This window comes from Pseudoalteromonas sp. SWYJZ12 (genome assembly GCF_015864395.1).
GTDB lineage: Bacteria > Pseudomonadota > Gammaproteobacteria > Enterobacterales > Alteromonadaceae > Pseudoalteromonas > Pseudoalteromonas arctica.
In genome coordinates this window covers 261,167-284,446 of sequence record NZ_JADYXH010000001.1, presented here as the reverse complement: position 1 = coordinate 284,446, position 23,280 = coordinate 261,167, and the positions used below count along the sequence as shown (strand labels likewise).

Here is a 23,280-nt window from a genome sequence, read left to right as displayed (position 1 = left end):
TTTAATTGTGTGTGATGAAAAAAAACAAACGTTCTTCTCTTCAAGATATTGCCGATGCGGTTGGTGTAACCAAAATGACGGTGAGTCGTTATTTACGTAATCCCGAAAAAGTATCAGAGTCTACTCGCACTAAAATTAGTGCAGCTATTGATACGCTAGGCTACATTGCAAATAAAGCCCCTGATTTACTCTCTAATGCTAAAAGCTACTCTATTGGTGTACTCGTTCCATCGTTAACGAACCACGTATTTGCTCAAGTTATAAAAGGCATTGAAGATGTAACAGGGCCTGCAGGATACCAAACAATGTTGGCCCATTATGGTTACAACCCTGAAATTGAAGAAAAACGGGTTGAGTATTTATTGTCGTACCACGTTGATGGTTTAATTTTATCAGAAACCACACACACAGACAGAACGCTAAAAATGATTGAGATGTCAGGCGTACCTGTGATTGAAATAATGGATACTCATCACTCTCCTATGCAGCAAGCGGTTGGTTTTGATAACGTTAAAGCCGCTTTTGATATGACGACAGCACTTTTAAATAAAGGCTATCGCAATATTGTTTATATAGGTGCAAGGCTCGATGTACGAACACGCCTAAAATTTCAAGGTTATTCAGAAGCTATGTTAGCTAAAGGCTTTACGCCTAAAAGTGTGATGACTGATCAAGCTTCATCTTATAGTTTAGGCGCTGAACTTTTACAAAAAGCGCGTACTGACTACCCAAATACTGACTGTTTGTTTTGTACTAATGATGATTTAGCAATTGGGGCTATTTTTGAGTGCCAGCGAAACAACATTTTAGTGCCTAGCCAAATGGGGGTTGTGGGTTTTCATGGTCATGATATTGGCCACGCAATGGTGCCTCAATTAGCAAGTGTGATCACCCCTCGTTATCAGATTGGTAATGTTGCGGGAAGAGAGTTGTTGAGCCGGATAAATTCAGGTTTGGATGCTAGCATTAATTATAAGCAAGTAATTGATACTGGTTATATAGTTCATCTAGGTGAGAGTGTTTAAATACTCTAATTATATGAGCCTAATTACCTGAGCTTAATTACATGAGCCTAAATAACATAAGGCTCAGGTAATTTTTATATGTGTGATGATAACTCTACAGACTATAAATTTACAAAAACAGAGAAATAATCATAGCGACAAGTGCGCCAACAGTACCAATAATGGTTTCCATTACTGTCCACGTTTTAAGAGTTTGCATTTCGCTCAAACCGAGATAGCGACTCGCTAACCAAAATCCTGAGTCGTTTACATGGGAGAGCACAATAGAGCCCCCACCAATAGCGATGGTGACAGCGGCAAGCTGCGCTCCATCAAGGCCTAAAGGCTGAAGCATTGGAATAATTAAGCCACACGCTGTAAGCATAGCTACTGTCGCAGAGCCTTGAATAACCCGCACAGCGGCTGATAATACAAAAGCGAGTATTACAATCGGTAATCCTGAGCCAGCTAAGTAATTACCCAGTGCAGTACCTACTCCTGAATCAACTAATACTTGTTTAAATACCCCACCAGCACCAGTGACAAGAATAATAATTCCCGCAGGTTGTAAGGCACTACCACAAATTTCCATGATTCTAGCATTAGGGACACCGCGCCTTGCGCCGAGCAAATAAAATGCCATTAGGCAGGCAACTAAAATTGCAGTAAATGGATGACCTATAAAGGCTAACCAATTATATAAATCAGAGTCTTTTTCAACAAAGCGACTACCAATAGTATTTAAACTAATCATAATTAATGGCAAAGCAATTAAACCTAATGCTAATCCAAAACTAGGCGTCCCTTTACCAACTCTTTGGTTATCGTCGATTTGTTCGTGCTGTGGGAGTTCTACATGAATAGATTTAGAAATAATAGAGCCCCAAATTGGACCTCCTATAATCATTGCTGGTATGGCAGCAATAAGGCCAAATAAAATCATATAACCATAGTCAGCGCCTAATTGAGAGGCAACCAAAATCGGCCCTGGCGCAGGAATAAGAAACGCCTGACAAGACGCTATCCCAGCAAGTAGCCCAATACCAATTTTAACAACGCTGCCACCGCCTTTTCGTACCACAGCAAAAACAATACCGATTAAAAGTACAACGGCTACATCAAAAAACAGGGGGAGGGCACAAATAAAGCCCGTAAAGGTAAGCGCCCAATTAGCGTTTTTTTCTCCAAAACGGTGTAAAAGTGTGTGGGCAATACGATCCAGCGCGCCGGTTTCTTCCATTACTTTGCCAAACATGGCACCTAAAGCGACCACAACCGCTACAAAGCCTAGTGTTCCGGCCATTCCCTTTTGAATTGTAGCGGCAATTATTTCAGGGCTCATTCCTGAGAATAATCCTGCAATCATAGAAACAAGGATTAAAGAGACGACAGCATGTAGTCGCACTTTCATTACTAAGAAAAGCAATAAAAATATGGAGCCTGCCGCTGTTAGTATTAATGATAAATCTGACATTTTTCCCTACTTATATTCAGTGTGAATTATGATGTTTAGTGTGTGTTTAACTTCACTTCCGTATTTGTTACGGGTAACATGTTACCCGTAACTCAATATAATATATACATTGAAAATAATTAATTATTAAATTAAGGCGAGGGTAAATACATGAGTAACACAAATGTAGGTCGTGTTTATATTGTAATGGGGGTTTCAAGCACAGGAAAGTCAAGTGTGGGTGATGCATTAGCAAAGCGCATTGGCGCTAAATTTATCGACGGAGACGACTTACATCCCAAGGCTAATATATTAAAAATGTCATCTGGGCAGCCTTTAAACGATGCTGATCGTGTGCCTTGGCTAGAAAGAATACGTGATGCTGCATTTAGCATTGAAAAGAAAAATGAAATTGCGGTAATAGTCTGCTCTGCATTAAAAAAGAAATACCGAGAACAAATATGTGACGGAAATATAGGTATTACCTTTTTACATCTTTATGGTGATTTTGAACTGGTTAAAAGCCGTATGCAGGACAGAAAAGGGCATTTTATGCCTGTTGATTTACTCAAAAGCCAATTTGAAACGCTAGAAGTACCAAAAGAAGATGAGCCCAATGTTATAAATATAGATATTAATAACTCATTTGAGCAAGTAGTCGAAAGTTGTATTAGCGCAACTAAAATGAATAGCCACAACAAGTAAAAAGTTTTTAGTTAATCAGTTAACTGTTACTTTTAACATTTAGGGGCTTTATTTGTTATGAGTTAGCATCTGCTCGTGGTGTTTCTAAAATCGCTTTTTTTTCATCTTCAGATAATATTATCCAATCAAAAATTTCTTCGTTGGTACGCCCACACCCGGTGCAGTAACCGCTGCGCCTTTCGCATATTCCTAGGCAATCAGTTTTAAATTTAGATGGTTTTTTGTTTTGATTTAATTGGCGCATTATTAAAGTCCTAACGGTGGAGCAATTTCAAAGCGAGTAGAAAACCCATTACCTTCTTGATTGGTAGAGAGTGTAATGACAGGGGTTTTGGTATCAAGTACAAAGGTGCTGTAAATTGAACTTGCTGTTTCTTTTTGGCTTTCAAACCAACCTGTTTTGGTTAAGCATTGGCGTAATTGCTTAGCCAGTTTTTGATGAGATTTGACTGTTTGCGTTTGTGTTTTAATAGGCGTTTGGCATTGGTAGCTTGCTTGCTCTGACTTATTTAAAGTAACCGTACAGCTTGCTCCAATAATATGAGTATTAGTACGCCACTGAATAGTGAACTGGTTATCTACTTTATCTGTTTTGATTGAATTAAAACCAGATTCATAACTGGTTATAAGGTTATTTATGATGCTGCATTCATTGGGTGTTACTATGGTTTTTACAGACTGATTCGTTGTAGTAGTGGTTGCTGTAGTTGTAGTCTGATTAGTTTTGCTGGTACAGCCCGCTAAAATAAACGCGATAACTAAAATAAATGCGACAATAGAAGGAGTAATATAGTTTTTCATAGTTCACAGTAACCGATTAATTTAGCCACGCACTATATCACACGTGATTTACTGTAAAAATAAAAAGGCCCATATAAATATGAGCCTCTTTGTTAGTCACAACTAATGCTATTTATGGCGACCTTGCAAGCATTTAACTACATCTTCAAGGGCTAAGCCTTGGCGTTGTAGTAATACTGTAAGGTGATAAATTAAATCAGCAGACTCGTTTGTTAGCTCATCGTTATCGTGTTTCATAGCGGCAAGGGCAACTTCTACGCCTTCTTCACCTACTTTTTGACAACTACGGCTTAAGTCTTTTGCAAATAATGAGGCAGTGTAGCTTTTTTCAGGGTTGTCATTTTTACGCGCAACAATCACATCTTCTAACTGTGCTAAAAAGCTTAAACTTGGTTTTGCTTCATCACCAAAACAGCTTTGTGTGCCTAAGTGGCACGTTGGACCTTCTGGGTTGGCAAGTACTAAAATTGAATCGTAGTCACAATCGGTATGCACAGATACTACGTTTAAGTAGTTTTCTGATGACTCACCTTTAGTCCATAAACGCGATTTTGAACGCGAGTAAAACGTCACTTTATTACTCTCAAGCGTAACGTTTAGTGCTTCGCTGTTCATAAAGCCTTGCATTAAAATAACACCAGAGCGGGCATCTTGAATAATAGCAGGGATCATTTCACTTTTAGCGAAATCGACTTGAGCTTGGTTTTGTTGTGTTACTTGCATAATCTTGCTGCCACTTGGTTATCTGTTAAAAATTGTTTTAGTTCGCCAATGTTAATCACATTTTTATGAAAAACGCTGGCGGCTAATGCACCATCTACTTTGCTTTGTTTAAATACATCAACAAAATCTTGCATTGATCCCGCACCGCCAGAGGCGATTAAAGGAATGTTACATAGCTCGCGAATTTTACTTAACTGCTCGTTGTCGTAACCGTTACGAACGCCATCTTGGTTCATACAGTTTAATACAATTTCGCCTGCGCCTAAGTCTTGTACGCGTTTAACCCATTCTTGTGTTTTATAACGCGTACGGCTTGATGCATTAGGATCGCCAGTTAATTGGTAAACTAAATATTCACCAGTCGTTTCATCAAAAAAGCTGTCTATGCCAACAACAACACATTGCTTGCCAAACTCATCGTGTAATTCTTTAATAAGTTCAGGGCGTGCAATAGCAGGGCTGTTAATACTTATTTTGTCAGCACCGCGCTCTAAAACACGCGCTGCATCAGCGACCGATTTAATACCGCCAGCTACACAAAATGGAATATCGATATTGCGTGCAATGCTCTCTACCCAGTTTACATCAAGTAGGCGTTTTTCAACGCTTGCACTGATCTCGTAAAAAACCAGTTCATCGGCACCGGCTTCGCTGTAGGCTTTAGCCATTGTCAAAATGTCGCCAACAATTTCATGGCCTTTAAACTTAACGCCTTTAACTACTTGGCCGTCTTTAACGTCTAAGCATGGGATTATGCGTTTTGATAACATGCCAATGCCTCCTCAACGCTAAATGCGCCATCAAGCAATGATTTACCTAAAATAACGCCGCCCACACCAAGCTCTTTAAGCTTTTTAATGTCGTCAAGTGAGCTTACGCCCCCTGAGGCTTGCACTTTAATTGTGCTGTTGTGGCGAGTTAGATCTTCGTAAAGCTCAAACGATGGACCCGTCATGGTGCCATCTTTACTGATGTCCGTGCATAAAAAGTCGATAACACCCAAGCCTACATAAAAATCTACCAGCTCAAGTAAACCAAATTCAGATTCACTTAACCAACCGTGCGTAGCAGGTGCCCAGCCCGTGGCTGTTTTATTTACATCAAGGGCAATTACAAAGTGTTCTGCGTCAAATTGCTCAATCCACGCTTTTACTTGTTCGCGTTTTTCTACTGCCATTGAACCAATAACAACTTGGTTTGCACCGGCTTTTAGCCAATCACTTACATCTTGCTCTGAGCGGATACCGCCACCCACTTGGTAAGGTACGTTAAGTGCTTTGGTTGCAGCTTGGATATGTTTCCACTGCTTTTTACTTGGATCGCGTGCACCTTCTAAATCAACAAGGTGTAGTTTACCTGCGCCACTGTCGGCGTATTCTTTTAAACGCGCACCAAGTTCGAAAGGGTAAAACTGTGCTGTGTCGTATTTACCTTGGTACAAGCGCACAATTTGATTTTGTAATACGTCTAATGCTGGAATAATCACAAATAATCTCTTTTTTGTTAGTTAATGGGCAGCTTATAACTGCCAATCAACAAAATTTTGTAATAAACGTGCGCCAACTTTTGCGCTGCGCTCTGGGTGAAATTGCATGCCTGCGTAATTGTCTTTAGCAACAATGGCTGAAAAGGTTTGACCATATTCGCCGCTCACGAGTGTGGCGTCGTTTATGGTGTGCGCAAAGCTGTGAACAAAATACACTTGCTCATCGAGCGTCAGCCCTTTAGTTAATGCATGCTCTTTGTTAACGCTTAAGTTATTCCAACCCATATGCGGCGACGTTAAGTTGCCTACATCAAGTGCTTTTACTTGTCCTGGTATTTTACCTAGGCACTGTACGTTACCTTCTTCGGTGCTTTCGCACAGTAACTGCATACCTAAACAAATTCCCATAAGCGGGCGCTGGTATTCATTTATAGCTTGTTGCCAGCCGTTATCTACTAGGCGTTTCATAGCAACCGACGCGTGACCAACACCTGGCAATATAGCGCGCTCAAAACCCGCTAGTTGCTCTGGTGAAGTAATTACTGTTGGCTTTTGCCCTAAGCGTTCAAACGCAAAGCGTACTGAATTTATATTGGCACAACCGGTATTAATTATGGCAATCATAAACATCCCTTAGAGCTGGCTGTTTGTTGGGTCGTGTCTTGTGCTACTGCCATACGAAGAGCACGTGAAAATGCTTTAAATAAACCTTCTACTTGGTGATGACAGTTACCGTCGCTTACCGATAAAATAAGGCTAATAGCGGCATTATCACTTAAGCTTTTGAAAAAGTGCTCAACCATTTGTACGTCTAAATCACCGGCTTTTTCGCGGCTAAAGTTAGCGTTTAATACAAATGATGCACGACCCGATAAATCAATTTGTGCTTCGGCTTTACATTCATCCATAGGAAGAGCAAAACCATAGCGCGCAATTTGCGATTTAGTCCCGAGGGCTTGTTTAAGTGCAACACCAAGAGCAATACCAATGTCTTCAACCAGGTGGTGCTCGTCTATGTGTAAATCGCCTTTGGCTTTAATGTTTAAACCAATGTTTGCGTGCGTACGAATTTGATCAAGCATGTGATCAAAAAAGCCAAGTCCGGTGTCTATGCTGCCATTTTTAGTTTGATCTAAGTTTATGGCTACATCAATTTGGGTTTCTTTTGTGTTGCGTGTAACACGACCTTCGCGGTTTGCAGTGGTCAATTTAGTTACTATCGCACTCCAATCGCCGTCGTATAAAATACCTTCACAACATAAGTTTTGAGCAAGGCCAATATCAGTTTCGCGGTCGCCAATAACAAAAGAGCGCGCTAAGTCTACTTTGCCTGAGCGCATAAGCTCGGTAAGTAAGCCTGTTTTAGGTTTACGGCAATCGCAGTTTTGCTCGTTAAAGTGAGGGCAAATTAATACTTCGTCAAAGCTAATGCCTTGGCTTTGCATTATGTCCATCATTTTGTCTTGTGCTATGTCAAAATCAGCAGTAGGGAAGCTATCTGTGCCCAAACCATCTTGGTTAGATACCATAACTAAACGGTAACCTGCAGCTTGTAATTGTAACAACGCAGGAATAACACCAGGTAAAAATGCTAGCTTTTCAAGGCTATCTACCTGTTTGTCGGTAATTGGCTCTTCAATGATAGTGCCGTCGCGGTCGATAAATAAATAGGGGTTACTCATGATACTTCGTTTCCTGCTAAAGATGCTGTGGAAGCTGGCGTTTGTAAGCCATCTAACCAAATTTTTACTTGTTCGAGTTCTTGTTCACTGCCAATTGAAATTCGTAGCCAGTCGTCTTCACCGTATAGCGTAAAAGCGCGCATAACCAAACCTTGCTCAAGTGCAATTTTAAAGTAGTTTTTATCGGCTAATTTTAAAGTAACAAAGTTACCTTCACCAGTGAGAATTTTTAATGCAGCAGGGGAGGCGTTTAGCCAATCTACCAACTTAGCTTTTAAGCTATTTAAAATAGTGACTTGGCGGCGCATTGATGTAATTGCATCGGGTGCAATTGCTTGCGCTGCAATACTTGCTACTACGCCCGATACCGGATACGGCGCAATGACTTTACGAATTGGCGCAAGAGTTGCTGCTTGTGCAAGCGTAAAGCCTGTTCTAAGGCCTGCCAGCGCAAAGGCTTTAGAAAGCGTACGCAAAACCACTACATTACTAAACTCGTTAATAAGCTTAGTCGCGCTTTGCTCTGGGCAAAACTCTATATAGGCTTCATCAACAATAACTAATGCAGAACCCGCAAGTGCTGTAGCAATCGCTTTTACTTTATCAAGTGGCGTTAAGCTGCCCGTTGGGTTATTTGGGTTACAAATAAATACCAGTTTTGAGCTGCCAACAGCTGCGATTATTTCGTCAACACTGCCATTTAGTAATAACTCTTGGGTAAGCGCATTAATGCCAACGTTGTGTGTATCGGCGGTTACTTTGTACATACCGTAGGTTGGTAAAAATAGCGCAATACTATCTTTAGCTGGCTCACAGTATGTGCGCACTAAAAGCTCAATGCCTTCATCTGCGCCGCGCGTCATTAATACATTTTCGCTTTCAAGCTCTGTATAAGCGGCGTAACGGTCAATAACCAGTTGCGGTTGAGGATCAGGGTAGCGATTTAAATCTTCAATACTCAGTTCAAGGTTTTTAGCATACGGGCTTTCGTTAGCATTTAGCCACGTAGTACCGGTTAGCTTTTCACTTTTTGCAGAGCTGTATGCAGCAAGGGCTGCAATATTCTTAGGTAATAAGCTAGACGCTTGTGCGCTCTCATTGCTCATTTTTAATTGCCTCTAAACGAATTGAAACCGCATTAGCGTGGGCATCAAGGCCTTCTGCATCTGCAAGTGGTAAAATAGCTTTTGAAAGCTGCGTTAAACCACTTTTAGTAATTGTTTGCACTGTGTATGTACGAAAAAAATCAAGCAAGTTTAAGCTAGAATATGTTGCACTGTAACCATACGTTGGTAACACGTGGTTAGTACCCGATGCGTAATCGCCTGCAGATTCTGGCGTGTAGTCACCTACAAATACTGAGCCTGCGTTTTTAACTTTATCTAGGTATGGTGTTGCATCGCCTAGTTGTAAAATTAAGTGCTCTGGTCCGTACTGCGCCGATACATCAAATGCTTGCTCAATTGAATCAACTAAAATAAGTGAAGAATTGGCGAGCGCTTGCTCGGCTGTTTCTTTGCGGCTCAAATTAGCTAACTGGCGAGTAAGTGCCTGCTGAGTTTGTTTTATTATACTTTCGCTGTTACATAATAAAATAACTTGCGAGTCTGCACCGTGCTCTGCTTGTGAGAGTAAATCGGCGGCTATAAATTCTGGGTTTGCACGTTCATCTGCAATAACAAGTACTTCAGACGGACCTGCTGGCATATCAATTGCCATACCTGGAATAGTTTGCGCAACGAGCTGTTTAGCCATTGTTACAAAGCTATTACCTGGGCCAAATATTTTGTTCACTTTAGGAACCGATTCGGTGCCATAAGCCATTGCTGCAATTGCGCCTGCGCCACCACTTTCTATTAAAGTAGTAATGCCACATAACTTAGCTGCATATAAAATAGCAGGGTTAATCGCTTTATCACCTTGTACCGGTGTAGCAAGTACAACGGTTTTTGCGCCGCTTAACTGCGCTAATACACCCTGCATAATAACCGACGATGGCAGTGGAGCACTGCCACCGGGTACATAAATACCGACTGCTTCGATGGCTTGATATTTCAGTTCACATACAACGCCTGGTTGGGTCGATAATTTAATATCTTTTGGCAATTGTGCTTCGTGAAAACGTTTAACGTTTGCATAAGCGGTATCAATTGCGTATTTAAGCTCTGCACTTAGTGCTTGCTCTGATGCGTTAATTTCATCAAGCGGAACACATAAGCGAGGGTTAGATCTATTATCAAACTCTTTAGCCATACTAAGTAAGGCTTCATCGCCTTGCTCTTTTACGTTAGCTAAAATAGTTTTACATATAGCTTCAACCTTGGCACTGGCAGAAACTGCAGGGCGCATTAGCGCCGCTGCTTGTACTTGTGAAGATTCCTCATTCCAACGAAGCATGGCACTTACTCCATCATTTTTTCAATTGGCATAACTAAAATAGAGTTAGCGCCTAAGGCTTTTAACTGCTCCATTGTTTCCCAAAATAATGTTTCGCTGCTTACCATGTGAAGTGCTACGTATTCATCGTTACCAGCAAGGGCAAGTAGAGTAGGTTGACCAGAACCTGGTAAGATTTCACAAATTTCATCAAGTTTGTTTTTTGGTGCGTGTAGCATGATGTATTTGCTTTCTTTAGCTTGTCTAACACCACGTAGGCGCGGCATAAGCTTATTGATTAGTGCTAGTTTGTCAGCATCTTGAAGATCTTTATTTTGAATTAAACACGCGTTTGATTCTAAAATTGTTTCGCCTTGAATCAAGCCGTTAGCTTCAAGTGTTGCGCCAGTAGATACTAAATCACAAATTGCATCAGATAAACCCGCACGCGGTGCTACTTCAACAGAACCCGTAAGCATTACTGTACTTGCGTTAATACCTTCGCGCTTTAACCACTGAGTTAAGATTTCTGGGTAGGTAGTAGCAATACGTTTGCCTTCAAACCAGCTCTTATCGCGAGCGCCAAGCTCTTGTGGCCATGCAAGTGCAAGACGACAGTAACCAAAGTCTAGTTTTGAAAGTTTGGTTACTTCACTTGGAACACCTTGTCGTTCACGTTCTGCTTGAACTTCTACAAGTACGTTTTCGCCAACTATGCCTAAGTCACATACACCGTCCATTACTAAACCCGGAATATCGTCATCGCGCACACGTAGTACGTCAATTGGCATATTAGTTGAGTGTGCAATTAAGCGTTGTTCACGAAGGTTAAGTTTAACACCTAACTGTTTAAGCAGATCTTGACAATCTTTAGATAGGCGGCCGCCTTTTTGGATGGCGATACGTAGACGATTACTGTTGTTCATTATTCATTTTCCTTTAATTTAAAAACTAAAAACCCCGAGGGGAACCTCAGGGCGAAAATGAATCAATGTTATTTGAATCGCCAGAGGTTCCTTTTAGGAATAACCTCTCAGCGAAAGACCTGACAGGTTATTCCGGTGAATGGTGGTGATGATGTACTGTTGTCAGGTTTAAGCGCATTTTTTATCCTATGTAACTGCCCGTTGTTTTTTTAACGTGCAGTTGTTATCTGTTTAAATAAATTTCGCATTCATAAAAACATAAACAGCTATATTATGGCAAGTTTTTTTTAGCTTAATTAAAGCATATGTTATAACTGTCGATAATATTAAGATAATAAGCGCAATTTTCGCCAACAATTGGTTATTTATCACTCAAACCAAATGGTTAACGAATAAAATGAAAAAATAAGGAAGTACTTATGGATATTATGATCCCTTATTTAGGAAGAATAACCAGACTAGAAGTGGAGTCAAAAAGTGCTTTTCATATTGCGGGTGTGCAAAGTGGATCGGCCGCTGAAAAAGTTGAGCTAGAGAATAAAAAAAGGCGTGAGTTACAAAAAAAGAAAAAGCTCAATATGCTTGACGACCAAAATAGTAAAAAAAAGTCTAACGTAGACGATGACGAAAACCCCCATTTAGATACATGGGCATAGGTTACAGTTACTGTATATTGCTAGAATTATAAAAGGGAAGCCTATAAATAGACTTCCCTTTTTCTGTTGAACTAATTAGTTCTGACTTTTACTTTTTAATATATAAAAGCTAAATATAGCGAACACACATACCTGAGCCACAATACCTTGCCATGTCGACTTAATACCAAGCCATGCTATATCAAAGCTCATTGGTAGCGGCGCAATACCTATTATGTCGGCCTCTTGTAATGCAATAACGGCTTTGCCCATAAGCACAAACGAGAGTGCAAATAATAGGTAAGTGGTAATTGCAAAAAACTTAGCAACCGGTAATTTAATTGAGTACTTAATTAATACCCACGTGATAATAGCCAGTATTGCAATAGCTATCGCAAAACCCGATGCAATAGATGAATATTGAGCAGGCGAGCTTTGCGTTAATAAAGACTGATAAAACAATACGGTTTCGAATACTTCACGGTATACGGCAATAAAAGAAAGCCCCGCTAATCCCCAAAGTGTCCCCGACTCAAGACGCTTATCTATATTGTCTTTTATATATTTTTGCCATTGTTGAGCACTTGTTTTACTGTGCATCCATACGCCAACATAAAGTAAAATTACAGCGGCAAACAATGCACCAGCACCTTCCATAACTTCGCGACTTGCACCACTTATTTCTATTAATGTTTGCGCCGCAGCCCACGTTAAACCACCAGCAATAAGTGCGGTTACCCAACCAACATGTACATATTTAAGCGCGTCTTGGCGTTTAGTTTTAATAAGTACGGTCATAAGGGCAATAATAACGAGGAGTGCTTCTAGGCCTTCGCGTAGTAATATAACTAAACTCGCTGAGAGGAGTGCACCATCAGTTAGTTTGGTTTCGTTTAGCATGCTATCTGCTTTAGCGAGTTGAGCTAGCGCTGCACTTACTTTTTCGCCAACGATGGCTGTATCTTTCTCGTTTTTAAATGTTTGGCGCAGGTTCATCAGTTGTACTTCGATATTTTTACGCAGTGTTTCGTCGTAGGCATTTAAGTTGTTTTCAACAAGCTCAAAGCCATCTAGGTAAGCGCTAATTGCTAAATCACTTGCTTGTGAGTAATTGCCTTTAGCATGCGCGGCTTGTGCTGCAAGTAACTGCGTGCGAGTAACCGTTATCGGATTCTTTTTACCGGTAAATAGTTGCTCTGGATTACCACGAAGCCATTTAACGTAATGAGCTTGTACTTCACTTTGACCTGCCGATAATTGTGCAGGGTTTAAGTTTACAATCTGCGAAGCGGTAATGTTTTGCTCTAGATTTTGTGGTTTTTGAACATCTTTAAATGCCAAGCTACCTACATAAAAAGCTAAAGACCAACGTTGTTGTTCATTAAATTGAGTAAAAGCAACCATTGGCGTGTCGTTAATACCGTTACTTACAGCGTCAAATAAACCCATTAATGATCGGTTAGTTGCGCGTTCTTCATCGGTAAAATTGGTAGGCTCTGGCGATAAGTTTTTTGCAAGCGGGCCGTCGCCTTGACCACTTGGGCCGTGACACATTGAACAGTTAGCAGCAAAAAGCGCTTTGGTTTGCTCGACAGGAAGTAGTGATGTAGGTAACGATAGTTGCGGCATAAAGGTCAGTAGCGACTCACGAAGCGCTGAGCTTACTGCACGTACATCGGCAACACTCGCTTTATTGGCAATCGCTGTATGCAGGGCTTTAGCTTGTGCCTTTACTGTATCAAACTCATTTGTTTGGCTTGATAGCTGTCCAGCTTGCTCAATAATAACGTGCGAAAATTCAGTCATTTCTTGATATTCGTCAGGATCAAGTATTTCACCATTCCCAACAGCTGCCACGTAATCAACACCTACATACTCTGCAAGCTGTGCAATTTGTTTTATTTTTGTTTGCTCATTAGGCGAGGCTGAAACACTAAAGCTTGCCATGACCATTATAAAAAGCATAAAAAAACATTGAAATTGTCGTTTGCTCAGAGACACCAAATTTAAAAACATGTGAGAATTATTTATGGACATCGAAAAGCCCTGTAGAGGAAAAGTCAAAATTATAATTGTTTTCATTTGCATTTCAAGCGGATTAATTTAAACAAAGCAGATAAATAAAAAGGATAACAATTTATAGAACTTTAAAGTGTTTTTGTAACACGTGAGTAACAGTAACCAAGTGATTTTTATAATAACTTGGTTACTGAATGGTTGCAGACAAAGCATTTATTACTTGGCTTGCTCAGCTGACTTAATGCTGCTTTGAATAAGCGGCGAAATAGTTAAGCCTTGTACAATAATAGAAAATATAACCACTACGTAAGTAACAATAACGATTAGGTTATGTAGGTCTGAACCGCCTACAAAAACTTGCTCGCGTGGGATTGCTGCCGCCATTGCCAGAGCAAGGCCACCACGTAGTCCACCCCAGGTCAAAATTTTAACACTGTGTTTATCGTAAGTTCTAAAGCGTTTAAAAATTACAAATGGTGCACCTACACTTATAAAGCGTGCTAGCAGTACAACAGGTACCATTAATAACCCTAAACCAATTTCGCCAAGCGTGATTGGCATAGTGACTATTAGCATACCTATTATTAAAAACAGTAGAGCGTTTAGAAAGCTGTCGGTTGCATGCCAAAAATCTTTTACGTAGCGCGTGTCTTCGGGACCCGTACGCTCGGTTGCTTTAGTGCGGGTAATATTACCCATTAATATGCCACTGGTTACCATGGCAAGTGCGCCAGATATTTCCCAAATATTTGCTGCAGCAAAACCTGCTGTTGGGATAGTTAAGGTAATTAATAAGCGAATATTTACATCGCGGCTATTAATAATTAAAAAGTGGCCAACTAATGCAATGACTAAACCAAACGCAATGCCCCCTATTGCATCAACAAAGAATAGCTCTGCTATGTCACCAAATTGTGCATCTGTGCCATAAAAAGCAACAGAAAATATAGTGGTAAATATAACTAAACCAATACCATCGTTAAATAGCGACTCACCTTCTACTTGAACTGAGATGCCTTCTGGCGCTCGCATTTGTTTAATAATAGCAAGTACAGCGATAGGGTCGGTTGGGCTAATAAGCGCACCAAACAGTAAACAATAAATAAAAGGGACATCAAAACCAAAAACTGAAAATAAATAAAAGCTCAAATAACCCACTATAAATGTGGAAGCAATGGTTGAAAACAATACCAGGGCAGTAATTTCCCACCGCTGCTTACGCAGGGCAAGTAGGTTTATTTCGAGCGCACCCGCATAAAGTAAAAACCCCAACATGCCTTTAAGTAGTAACTCGTTAAAGTCAATACTGGAAACAATTTGGGTCATTGCTAATGCGTTCTGATCGCCTAATAATTTTACTGCAATAATCAGTAATAAAGAAATAACCACAGAGCCGGTAGTAATGGCAATAGTAGTTTGCATTTTGAGGATGTACTGGTTTGCAAAGGCTATAAAAATTGCAATTGCAGAGAGAAAACAAATGAGGTACCAAGCATTCATTGATTAACCTTAACTATTTTTTAAACGACACACAAAAAGGAGGATTATAAACCCGCGTATGTTACTCCTGTAATATTTGAGAGTCACAGTATTTATGCCTAAATATAGCTTTTAATACGGATTGTTTTTAGTAAGAGTTAATAGGAAATTAGGCTTTGTAAATATTGTCATTATTAAATTAAATGTACGTTATAAATACAGTGTTTGTTGTAAACTTTAGTGGTTAATCACATTATTGAAACGTGTGTTGCATCATAAAATAAAAGTCGATTTTGTAATTACTTGCCCTAAATGCTTTGCTTACGTAAAATCCCGCTATTATTTATTTTAAAGTGATTGGTATTATCAAACAGCTGTTTAGTGCAACCGGGCCTTTGGCGTCATCGTTAGATGGATATACGCCTCGCCAACCACAAATTGATATGGCAGTAGCTGTTGCAGATGCATTAAAAAACAGTTCGCAATTAGTTGTTGAAGCAGGCACGGGTACTGGTAAAACATTTGCATATTTAGCCCCTGCACTTAAATCAAAAGGCCGAACGATAATATCGACTGGTTCTAAAGCCTTACAAGAACAGTTATACCACCGCGATTTACCTCAATTAGTGAAAGCGCTTGGTGCTTCTAAAAAAACCGCCTTATTAAAAGGGCGTGCCAATTACTTATGTACCTACCGACTTAATCAGCATGTTGCGCATGTACCTACTGATGACTCCGACGTAATGCATCAACTAGCGATGGTGGCTAAGTTTGCCAGTGAAACGCAATCAGGCGATTTGGCCGATTGTATTGGTATAGAAGATGACGCGAAAGTACTGCCTTATGTAAATTCAACAGCCGATAATTGCTTAGGTAAAGAGTGTCCAGATTTTCAAAGCTGTTATATACGCAAAGCACGTTTAACTGCGGCCGATGCCGACGTAGTTGTGATTAATCACCATTTATTTTTTGCCGACATGGCTGTAAAAGAAAGTGGCTTTGCTGAGCTTATGCCAAAAGCTGACGCGTATATATTTGATGAAGCCCACCAGTTAAGCGAAATTGCCAGTGATTATTTTGGTGAGAGTATTAGTACTAAAAAGCTGGTGGATTTAATTAATGATTTACGTGCTATTTATAGAGCCGAAATTCCCGATATGCTGCAGCTAGGTAAAAGCTTAAATAAGCTTGAAACAAGCGTTGCTGATTTACGATTACAGTTTGGTGTTGATGGCAGTAGAGGCGATTGGCGAGAAAAGCTAAGCGATAAACAAATATGCGCGGCACTTCACCGCGTCATTAGTGATTTAGATTTTGTTTATCAAGTACTTAAACTTTGCCTAGATAGAAGCGACAAAATTGAGCATCCATTTGAACGTGCACTTGCGTTTAAAGGGCAGTTAGAACGGGTTTTTGATACTGCTCAAACTGGTTTTAGTTACTGGTATGAAACAACGCGCCGTTATTTAACTATTAATATAACGCCATTAAATGTATCAGCTAAATTTGCTCAAATGATGCAAGACACGGGCGCAGGCTTTGTATTTACATCAGCAACACTTTCGGTCGACAACAAACTAGAGCACTTTAATGCAAGCCTTGGTTTAAAACCAAAGCAAAGCATGATGGTAGATAGCCCATTTGATTACCCTAATCAGGCGTTGCTGTGTTTACCGCGTTACTTACCTGAATCGCACGCTGATAATATGCCGCATGCGATTGTAAAATTAACACTTGAGCTTATAAAGTCAGCGCAAGGGCGTTGTTTTGTGTTATTTACGAGCTATCGAATGATGCACTTAGTTGCCGAAGGGCTCACCACACAAATAGACTACCCAGTTTATATGCAAGGGCAAATGTCTAAGCGTATTATTTTAGAGAAATTTACTCGCCATGGTAATGCGGTATTACTCGGCACGGCTTCTTTTTGGGAAGGTGTTGATGTACGCGGCAGCACATTAAGCTGTGTTATTATAGACAAATTGCCATTTGCAGCCCCTGACGATCCATTGCTTCAAGCTAAAATGCAAGATTGCCAAATGCAGGGAAAAGACCCTTTTTCACACATACAATTACCGCAGGCTGTTATTGCGCTAAAACAAGGTGTAGGGCGTTTAATTCGAGATAGTAAAGACAAAGGCGTACTTGTAATATGCGATAATCGCTTAGTTACACGCCAATATGGCCAAGTATTTTTAAAAAGCTTACCGCCGATGCGCCGCACGCGAAGCTTAGAAGATGCCAATACATTTTTAAAACAAATTAATTAGAGTAATAAAATGATCAAAAGTAATATTCTTGCCCTTGATGCTTCAACTGAAGCACTTTCAATTGTTTTACATTTTCAGGGCCAAACATTTCATCATTTTGAAGAATGTCCGCAGCAACATAGCCAAAAAATACTTCCACTTGTGGATGAGCTATTAACTAAAGCAAACTGTAAATTAAAAGACTTAGATGTCATTGGTTTTGGGCAAGGCCCGGGCAGTTTTACTGGTGTACGTATTAGTGTAGCAATAGCACAAGGTTTAGCGTATTCAACTAATTTGCCGCTTGTAGGTGTGTCTACTTTGGCTATTATGGCGCAACAAGCATTTGAACAAAACGGTAGTCTTAGTGTTTATCCAAGCATAGATGCACGCATGGGTGAGATATACTTTGCACATTACCAAGCGCAAAATAATCTAATGCTTTTAGTTAACCAAGAATGCGTTATAAAACCTGATTTACTAAACAATGATTATATAGCGACCAGTGAGCCATCTGTAGCGGTAGGCACGGGCTTTAAAACCTATCCTGATGCGCTAAATGACTTTGAAAACGTGACAATTAATACTGATATCACATTGCCTGATGCGCGTTATATGTTAGCGCATGTTGAAGCCGCGTTTTTAGCGGGTGACGTTGTAAAAGCGAGTGACGCTCAACCTAAATATGTGCGCGATACGGTAACGTGGAAAAAGCTACCAGGACGTGAGTAATCATATTATTTGCAAATTGGTTGTTTTTAAATCATAATTTTATGCAATATTAAGGTTGGAGATGCGTAATGACGCTGCCTATTGGTTCAGGTTTTTTTACCGGAGATATTCCGGGTAGGGTTAGCCCTACTAAAGTTGTTACTAATAAACCACAGAGTTTATTAGACCAGCCGGCTGCTCAAAAAACGAATACCGATTATGTAAAAAGCAGTGTCGAGGGCGTCGAACTGGCTAATCAACTGTTTAAAAGCAGTGCTAAAAGCAATGAATACAGCCAAACAATTTACGACCAACCGACAGCTCAAGTAAGTAAAGCGATTTCTACTTATACTGAATTTGCCAATTTAGAACGCAGAGCCGAAGTACAAAATTTAATAGGCGTTGATATATACGCTTAAAGCTCATTCAAACGTTTAGATAAATACAGTGATAAAATTCAATAAAAAGCCCGAACATGTGTTCGGGCTTTTTATGTTCAAAACGAGGTGAAATTATACCAATTCGTTTAATTAAGTGATCTATTTTGAGGGAAGAAAATCGTGTCGATAACAAGGCAAAAATTTCGCTATTTAGTTGTTCTATATCAGAAGTTTTTAACGTAGTTAGCGTCAGATTTAACCCCTCAAATTGATTAAGTATTATTGCGGATTGGTATTACTGTTCAATAAAGCCAATTAGCTTATCGGCAATATCAGTATTATTTTGTGAGCCAATAAATTGCTCACTGCCTTTGCCATAGGCAAATACTTGAACGTCTACAGCGGTGTGTCCGCCGGTTGTCCAGCCAGTAAAGCTCGCATCACTAATAATACTTTTAACAGCTAAATTAAGCGCTTTTTCGCCCATTTTTTTAGCTTGCTCAAGTTTGATTTGGTTTTCAGTTGTAAATTCAATATTGGTGTTAGCAGTCCATACTGGTTTTAAGTCTTTAGACTCCATAAGTTTGTCTGTTAACTTACTAGCAGTTGCCTTAACACCCTTAATTACGTCTGTTTCCCATTTAAATTGGCCGTGCGAACCAATAGTTAAGCCGCCCGTTGAGTGATCGGCTGTAACTACAAGTATAGTGTCTTTATTTTTATCAACGTACGCTTTTGCTTTTTCGATTGATTTAGCAAAGTCGTCCATTTCAGCCATCGCACAGGCTATATCGTTAGAGTGACCACACCAATCAATTTGGCTGCCCTCAATCATCACAAAAAAGCCTTCTTCGTTCTGGTTATCTAGTAAACCAAGCGCTTTAGATGTTAACTGAGTAAGGCGAGTTGGGTTTATATCAAGTGCAAATGGCAGGCCTTTGCTTGCATACAAACCAATGGCAGGTATTTGTGTAATTTGGCCCAGATTATTAATATCGTCACCGTATTGATAACCTGCCGCTTTAAATTCTTCAACTAAATTACGGTCATCACGAATAAAATATTTAGTACCGCCACCTAGCATTAAATCAACGGGTAATTTACCAGCAATCTTATTATCAATATAATCGTTAGCAATATCATCGTAGTTGTAACGAGATTCATTGTGAGCTGTAAAGCTAGCAGGCGTTGCATGGTTTATTTGTGACGTTACAACAAGCGCTGTTGTCATACCACGCTCTTTTGCTATTTCAAGCATAGTTTTAACTGGTTTTTTGTCTGTATCTACAGCAACTGCGCCATTATAACTTTTATGACCGCTACTAAGCGCTGTAGCACCCGCAGCACTGTCTGTTACATAAGTATGGTCGTCAGGGTAGGTATGAGCCATGCCTTTTAAAATAGTGTCAAAAACCGTACCTTCTACTTCTTTTGTTGCAGGGTCGTCTTTAAAATAGCGATAAGCCGTGGTGTAAGCCGGACCCATGCCGTCACCAATCATATAAATTACATTTTTAGGTGCTGATTCTGCGTAAGCACCAGAAGCGGTGCATAAAAGTGCCAATAAGCTGATCTGTTTTTTCATGGTTGTACCTTATGAGTGTACCTTATGAGTGTACCTTATTTAATAGCCGCTGATATTGTATACAGATAGGATGATAAATAAATGAATATCTGAGATATTTATAATTTATACTTTGATTTTATATACATAGAATTGTAGTTAACGCTGTTAGTTCTATTTATTTAAATTATACTAGTTATAAGCTATCTATATATGGTGCTCTCACCTTTTATTTGTTTAAAAGGTACTCAAAATTAATATGTTAAAAAAACTTCGCTTATTACTCCATTTTTAAGTTATTGAAAATATTGAGTTTGGTTTTCTACTCAGTGCTATATTTGATACCAGGAAGATAATTAAAGCGTGAATTTGGCACCATTTTCTAAGTTAGTGGTCTGACAACTTGTATGCTATAAATAATGATGCTCTAAATTAATAAAGGACTTACCGTGCAGCCATTTAATATTGAAACCAATAATTTAAATATTCATGGCTTAAAAGTAGGTTCAGGGAACGAAATAGTAATAGCGTTGCATGGGTGGTTAGACAACTGCCATAGCTTTATGCCAATGTTAAACAACGTTAACCCAAAACACACTTGGTACTGCATTGACTTTGTTGGGCACGGTTTATCGTCTTGGCGAAGTGATGATGCACACTATTATTTTATTGATTATATTGATGATGTGTACCAACTTATAAATGCGCTTGGTGTTAAAAAAGTACATTTAGTAGGTCATTCAATGGGGGCTATGGTTGCAGGACTTTTTGCTAGCTGCTTTAGCGATTATGTAAAGTCTGTTACCTTTATTGAGGGGATTGGTTGTGTTACAACCCCTAGTGAAGGCGTGTGTGAACAGTTAAAAAGTGCGGTACTAAATAGAGCGCGTTTAAAAAATAAAAAGTCGAGAATTTATAAATCGAAAGAACTTATTTATGAAGCACGCGCTCAAACAACCGATTTAAATAGCGAGCTTATTACGCTATTAATGCAGCGAAATATAAAACAGGTTCTAGATGGTTTTGTGCTAACAACAGATCCAAAGCTCAAAAATCACTCAGGTTTTAGGTTTGATGAGGCGCAATGTATTGGTGCAATAAAAGATTTAATTGCACCATGTCAATTAATTTTAGGTAACGAAGGTTATTCGTTTGTAAAACAAAATTTGGCAAAGTATATTAGTTATTACAATAGCTTGAAGGTCATTAATGTAGACGGTGGGCATCATTGCCACATGCAAAGCAGTGAACACTGTTTTGAGCATATTCAAGACTTTATGCTGCAAAATGGTGCATGTTAATTGTAAGTTTGTGTTAAATGTGGGATTATTCCTGCATTAGAGTATTTGCTCAATTGTTAAAGCGCCTTACTTAGATTAAGGTTAATAAAAATATAATTATAAACAGGGGCTAAGAGTGGAAAAAATCTGGCTTAAGCGCTACCCAGAGGGTATGCCTGAAACAATCGATCCTGAGCATTACAACTCGTTACTCGAAGTGTTCGAAAAAAGTTTTAGTGACTACACCGATTTACCTGCATTTACGAATATGGGTAAAACGATGTCTTACGATGAAATAGACACAGCAACAAAAAAAGTTGCTTCCTATATTCAAAATGATTTGGGTCTTAAAAAAGGCGACAAAGTTGCCGTAATGATGCCTAATTTACTACAAACACCAGTCACAATTTTAGGTGTTTTGCGTGCAGGTTGTGTGGTTGTAAATGTTAACCCACTTTACACAGTACGTGAATTAGAGCATCAGCTAAAAGACTCTGACACTACGGCTATTTTCATCCTAGCAAACTTTGCTGACACACTTGAAAAGTCACTTGCTCATACTGATGTTAAACATATTGTGGTTACGCAAGTAGGCGATATGGTTGGCGGGCTTAAAAAGCATGTAGTTAACTTTGTTGTTAAGCACATTAAAAAAATGGTGCCAAAGTTCAACTTGCCTAACACAATTAAATTTTCAGACGTTTTAGCTGCAGATGAAGCTAAATATACGCGCCCTGAAATGAGCTTGTCTGATCTTGCATTTTTACAGTACACCGGCGGCACAACAGGTGTATCTAAAGGGGCAATGCTGAGCCATGGCAACATGGTTGGTAACCTTGAACAAGTTTCAGGTTGTTTAGACAAAGTGTTAAACCGTGGTGAAGAAGTGGTTGTGACTGCTTTACCGCTTTATCATATATTTGCCTTAACAGCTAACTGCCTAACATTTATGAAGTACGGTGGTTTAAATATATTAATTACAAACCCACGAGATATGCCTGGGTTTGTTAAAGAGCTGGGTCAACACAATTTCACAGCTATTACCGGGGTTAATACATTATTTAATGGTTTATTAAACACACCAGGTTTTGCTGAACTTGATTTTAGTCATTTAAAAATGTCTTTAGGCGGCGGTATGGCCGTTCAACGTCCTGTTGCTGAAAAATGGCAAAAAGTGACTGGCTCAAAATTAATGGAAGGTTATGGCCTTACAGAATGTTCTCCTTTAGTTACTATTAGTCCTTTTGATTTGAAAGCATACAATGGCTCTATCGGTTTACCTGCGCCTAACACTGATATTAAATTAGTTTTAGATAACGGCGAAGAAGCTGCTAAAGGTGAACCTGGCGAGCTTTGTGTTAAAGGCCCGCAAGTAATGGTTGGCTATTACAAGCGACCAGATGCAACCGCTGAATGTTTAAAAGACGGCTGGTTTGCTACAGGCGATATTGCGACTTATGATGACGAAGGTTTCTTCTTTATTGTAGATCGTAAAAAAGACATGATCATCGTATCTGGCTTTAATGTTTTCCCTAATGAGATTGAAGAAGTAGTGGCTATGCACGAAGGTGTGCTTGAAGTAGCTGCTATTGGTATTCCTCACGATGTAAGTGGTGAACAAGTTAAAGTTTTTGTTGTGAAAAAAGACCCTTCTTTAACTGAAAAAGATATAATAAGTCACTGTCGTGATAATTTAACTAATTACAAGGTCCCCAAGCTGGTAGAGTTTAGGGATGAGTTACCTAAAACTAACGTAGGTAAGATACTCCGAAGAGCCTTGAAAGATTAGCAACCTATAAAAAAGCCG

At 39.5% G+C, this 23,280-nt stretch carries 22 protein-coding genes; 8 read left to right on the top strand and 14 right to left on the bottom strand.

The genetic code is table 11. From position 1 onward, the window contains the following. Nucleotides 1-14: 14 nt before the first annotated feature. A complete protein-coding gene (gene gntR / locus I6F42_RS01190) occupies nt 15-1,025 on the top strand; it encodes a gluconate operon transcriptional repressor GntR (RefSeq protein WP_197150173.1) in 1,011 nt (336 codons plus the stop codon). A gap of 109 nt (nt 1,026-1,134) precedes the next feature. Here gntR and gntU read toward each other — a convergent pair whose 3' ends face one another. Then, nucleotides 1,135-2,478: a gluconate transporter gene (gntU, locus tag I6F42_RS01185; RefSeq protein WP_010552956.1), complete on the bottom strand. Its 1,344-nt coding sequence runs from the start codon at nt 2,476-2,478 to the stop codon at nt 1,135-1,137. Nucleotides 2,479-2,628: 150 nt separating this feature from the next. On the opposite strand from gntU, the gene I6F42_RS01180 reads away from it, so the two are divergent. Further along, complete coding sequence (locus I6F42_RS01180) at nt 2,629-3,162, top strand: gluconokinase (RefSeq protein WP_029769909.1); 534 nt, start codon at nt 2,629-2,631, stop codon at nt 3,160-3,162. Between the two features lie 55 nt (nt 3,163-3,217). Here I6F42_RS01180 and I6F42_RS01175 read toward each other — a convergent pair whose 3' ends face one another. The 10 genes from I6F42_RS01175 to hisG form a co-directional block, all read right to left on the bottom strand. Then, a complete protein-coding gene (locus tag I6F42_RS01175; protein WP_002960277.1) occupies nt 3,218-3,406 on the bottom strand; it encodes a DUF1289 domain-containing protein in 189 nt (62 codons plus the stop codon). Between the two features lie 2 nt (nt 3,407-3,408). After that, the gene (locus I6F42_RS01170) at nt 3,409-3,963 is read right to left on the bottom strand and encodes a hypothetical protein (RefSeq protein WP_197150164.1); all 555 of its coding nucleotides are present in this window, start codon (nt 3,961-3,963) and stop codon (nt 3,409-3,411) included. Nucleotides 3,964-4,071: 108 nt separating this feature from the next. Further along, nucleotides 4,072-4,686, bottom strand: a complete 615-nt coding sequence (gene hisIE / locus I6F42_RS01165; protein ID WP_197150162.1) for a bifunctional phosphoribosyl-AMP cyclohydrolase/phosphoribosyl-ATP diphosphatase HisIE — start codon at nt 4,684-4,686, stop codon at nt 4,072-4,074. Then, complete coding sequence (gene hisF, locus I6F42_RS01160; protein WP_007580654.1) at nt 4,677-5,456, bottom strand: imidazole glycerol phosphate synthase subunit HisF; 780 nt, start codon at nt 5,454-5,456, stop codon at nt 4,677-4,679. Before hisF ends, hisIE begins: the two co-directional genes overlap by 10 nt. Next, complete coding sequence (locus I6F42_RS01155) at nt 5,438-6,172, bottom strand: 1-(5-phosphoribosyl)-5-[(5-phosphoribosylamino)methylideneamino] imidazole-4-carboxamide isomerase (RefSeq protein ID WP_197150148.1); 735 nt, start codon at nt 6,170-6,172, stop codon at nt 5,438-5,440. Before I6F42_RS01155 ends, hisF begins: the two co-directional genes overlap by 19 nt. A gap of 33 nt (nt 6,173-6,205) precedes the next feature. Continuing rightward, nucleotides 6,206-6,796 carry an imidazole glycerol phosphate synthase subunit HisH gene (hisH, locus tag I6F42_RS01150; protein ID WP_197150146.1) on the bottom strand — a complete coding sequence of 197 codons (591 nt, stop codon included), beginning with the start codon at nt 6,794-6,796 and terminating at the stop codon, nt 6,206-6,208. Beyond that, a complete protein-coding gene (gene hisB / locus I6F42_RS01145) occupies nt 6,793-7,854 on the bottom strand; it encodes a bifunctional histidinol-phosphatase/imidazoleglycerol-phosphate dehydratase HisB (RefSeq protein ID WP_007580650.1) in 1,062 nt (353 codons plus the stop codon). Before hisB ends, hisH begins: the two co-directional genes overlap by 4 nt. Beyond that, nucleotides 7,851-8,960: a histidinol-phosphate transaminase gene (hisC, locus tag I6F42_RS01140; protein WP_197150143.1), complete on the bottom strand. Its 1,110-nt coding sequence runs from the start codon at nt 8,958-8,960 to the stop codon at nt 7,851-7,853. The genes hisB and hisC overlap by 4 nt, the downstream gene beginning before the upstream one ends. Continuing rightward, the gene (gene hisD, locus I6F42_RS01135) at nt 8,950-10,251 is read right to left on the bottom strand and encodes a histidinol dehydrogenase (protein WP_165741015.1); all 1,302 of its coding nucleotides are present in this window, start codon (nt 10,249-10,251) and stop codon (nt 8,950-8,952) included. Before hisD ends, hisC begins: the two co-directional genes overlap by 11 nt. Before the next feature lie 5 nt (nt 10,252-10,256). Then, nucleotides 10,257-11,156 carry an ATP phosphoribosyltransferase gene (gene hisG / locus I6F42_RS01130; protein ID WP_007580644.1) on the bottom strand — a complete coding sequence of 300 codons (900 nt, stop codon included), beginning with the start codon at nt 11,154-11,156 and terminating at the stop codon, nt 10,257-10,259. Nucleotides 11,157-11,575: 419 nt separating this feature from the next. Between hisG and I6F42_RS01125 the strand changes: the two genes are divergently transcribed. Then, on the top strand, nt 11,576-11,812 hold the full coding sequence (locus I6F42_RS01125) for a hypothetical protein (protein ID WP_002960256.1): 237 nt from the start codon (nt 11,576-11,578) through the stop codon (nt 11,810-11,812). A gap of 75 nt (nt 11,813-11,887) precedes the next feature. Here the strand turns inward: I6F42_RS01125 and I6F42_RS01120 are convergent, their stop codons facing one another. Both I6F42_RS01120 and I6F42_RS01115 read right to left on the bottom strand, forming a co-directional pair. Next, nucleotides 11,888-13,744 (bottom strand): cytochrome c/FTR1 family iron permease, encoded by a 1,857-nt coding sequence (locus tag I6F42_RS01120; protein ID WP_197150662.1) that lies wholly within the window; start codon nt 13,742-13,744, stop codon nt 11,888-11,890. A gap of 282 nt (nt 13,745-14,026) precedes the next feature. Beyond that, on the bottom strand, nt 14,027-15,310 hold the full coding sequence (locus tag I6F42_RS01115) for a sodium:proton antiporter (RefSeq protein ID WP_007580638.1): 1,284 nt from the start codon (nt 15,308-15,310) through the stop codon (nt 14,027-14,029). Nucleotides 15,311-15,642: 332 nt separating this feature from the next. Between I6F42_RS01115 and I6F42_RS01110 the strand changes: the two genes are divergently transcribed. The 3 genes from I6F42_RS01110 (at nt 15,643) to I6F42_RS01100 (ending at nt 18,668) form a co-directional block, all read left to right on the top strand. Beyond that, complete coding sequence (locus I6F42_RS01110; protein WP_101163490.1) at nt 15,643-17,559, top strand: ATP-dependent DNA helicase; 1,917 nt, start codon at nt 15,643-15,645, stop codon at nt 17,557-17,559. A 9-nt stretch (nt 17,560-17,568) separates the two neighbouring features. Further along, complete coding sequence (tsaB, locus tag I6F42_RS01105; protein WP_024591060.1) at nt 17,569-18,270, top strand: tRNA (adenosine(37)-N6)-threonylcarbamoyltransferase complex dimerization subunit type 1 TsaB; 702 nt, start codon at nt 17,569-17,571, stop codon at nt 18,268-18,270. Nucleotides 18,271-18,338: 68 nt separating this feature from the next. Further along, entirely contained in the window at nt 18,339-18,668 is a 330-nt protein-coding gene (locus I6F42_RS01100) for a hypothetical protein (protein WP_007580633.1), read from the top strand. Nucleotides 18,669-18,924: 256 nt separating this feature from the next. On the opposite strand, the gene I6F42_RS01095 is transcribed toward I6F42_RS01100, so the two are convergent. Beyond that, on the bottom strand, nt 18,925-20,214 hold the full coding sequence (locus tag I6F42_RS01095) for an alkaline phosphatase (protein WP_007580632.1): 1,290 nt from the start codon (nt 20,212-20,214) through the stop codon (nt 18,925-18,927). Nucleotides 20,215-20,642: 428 nt separating this feature from the next. Here I6F42_RS01095 and I6F42_RS01090 point away from each other — a divergent pair, with 428 nt between their 5' ends. Together I6F42_RS01090 and fadD are read left to right on the top strand one after the other, a co-directional pair. Further along, entirely contained in the window at nt 20,643-21,494 is an 852-nt protein-coding gene (locus I6F42_RS01090) for an alpha/beta hydrolase (protein ID WP_197150140.1), read from the top strand. A 115-nt stretch (nt 21,495-21,609) separates the two neighbouring features. Next, nucleotides 21,610-23,262: a long-chain-fatty-acid--CoA ligase FadD gene (gene fadD / locus I6F42_RS01085; protein WP_007580629.1), complete on the top strand. Its 1,653-nt coding sequence runs from the start codon at nt 21,610-21,612 to the stop codon at nt 23,260-23,262. The last annotated feature ends 18 nt before the right edge of the window (nt 23,263-23,280 follow it).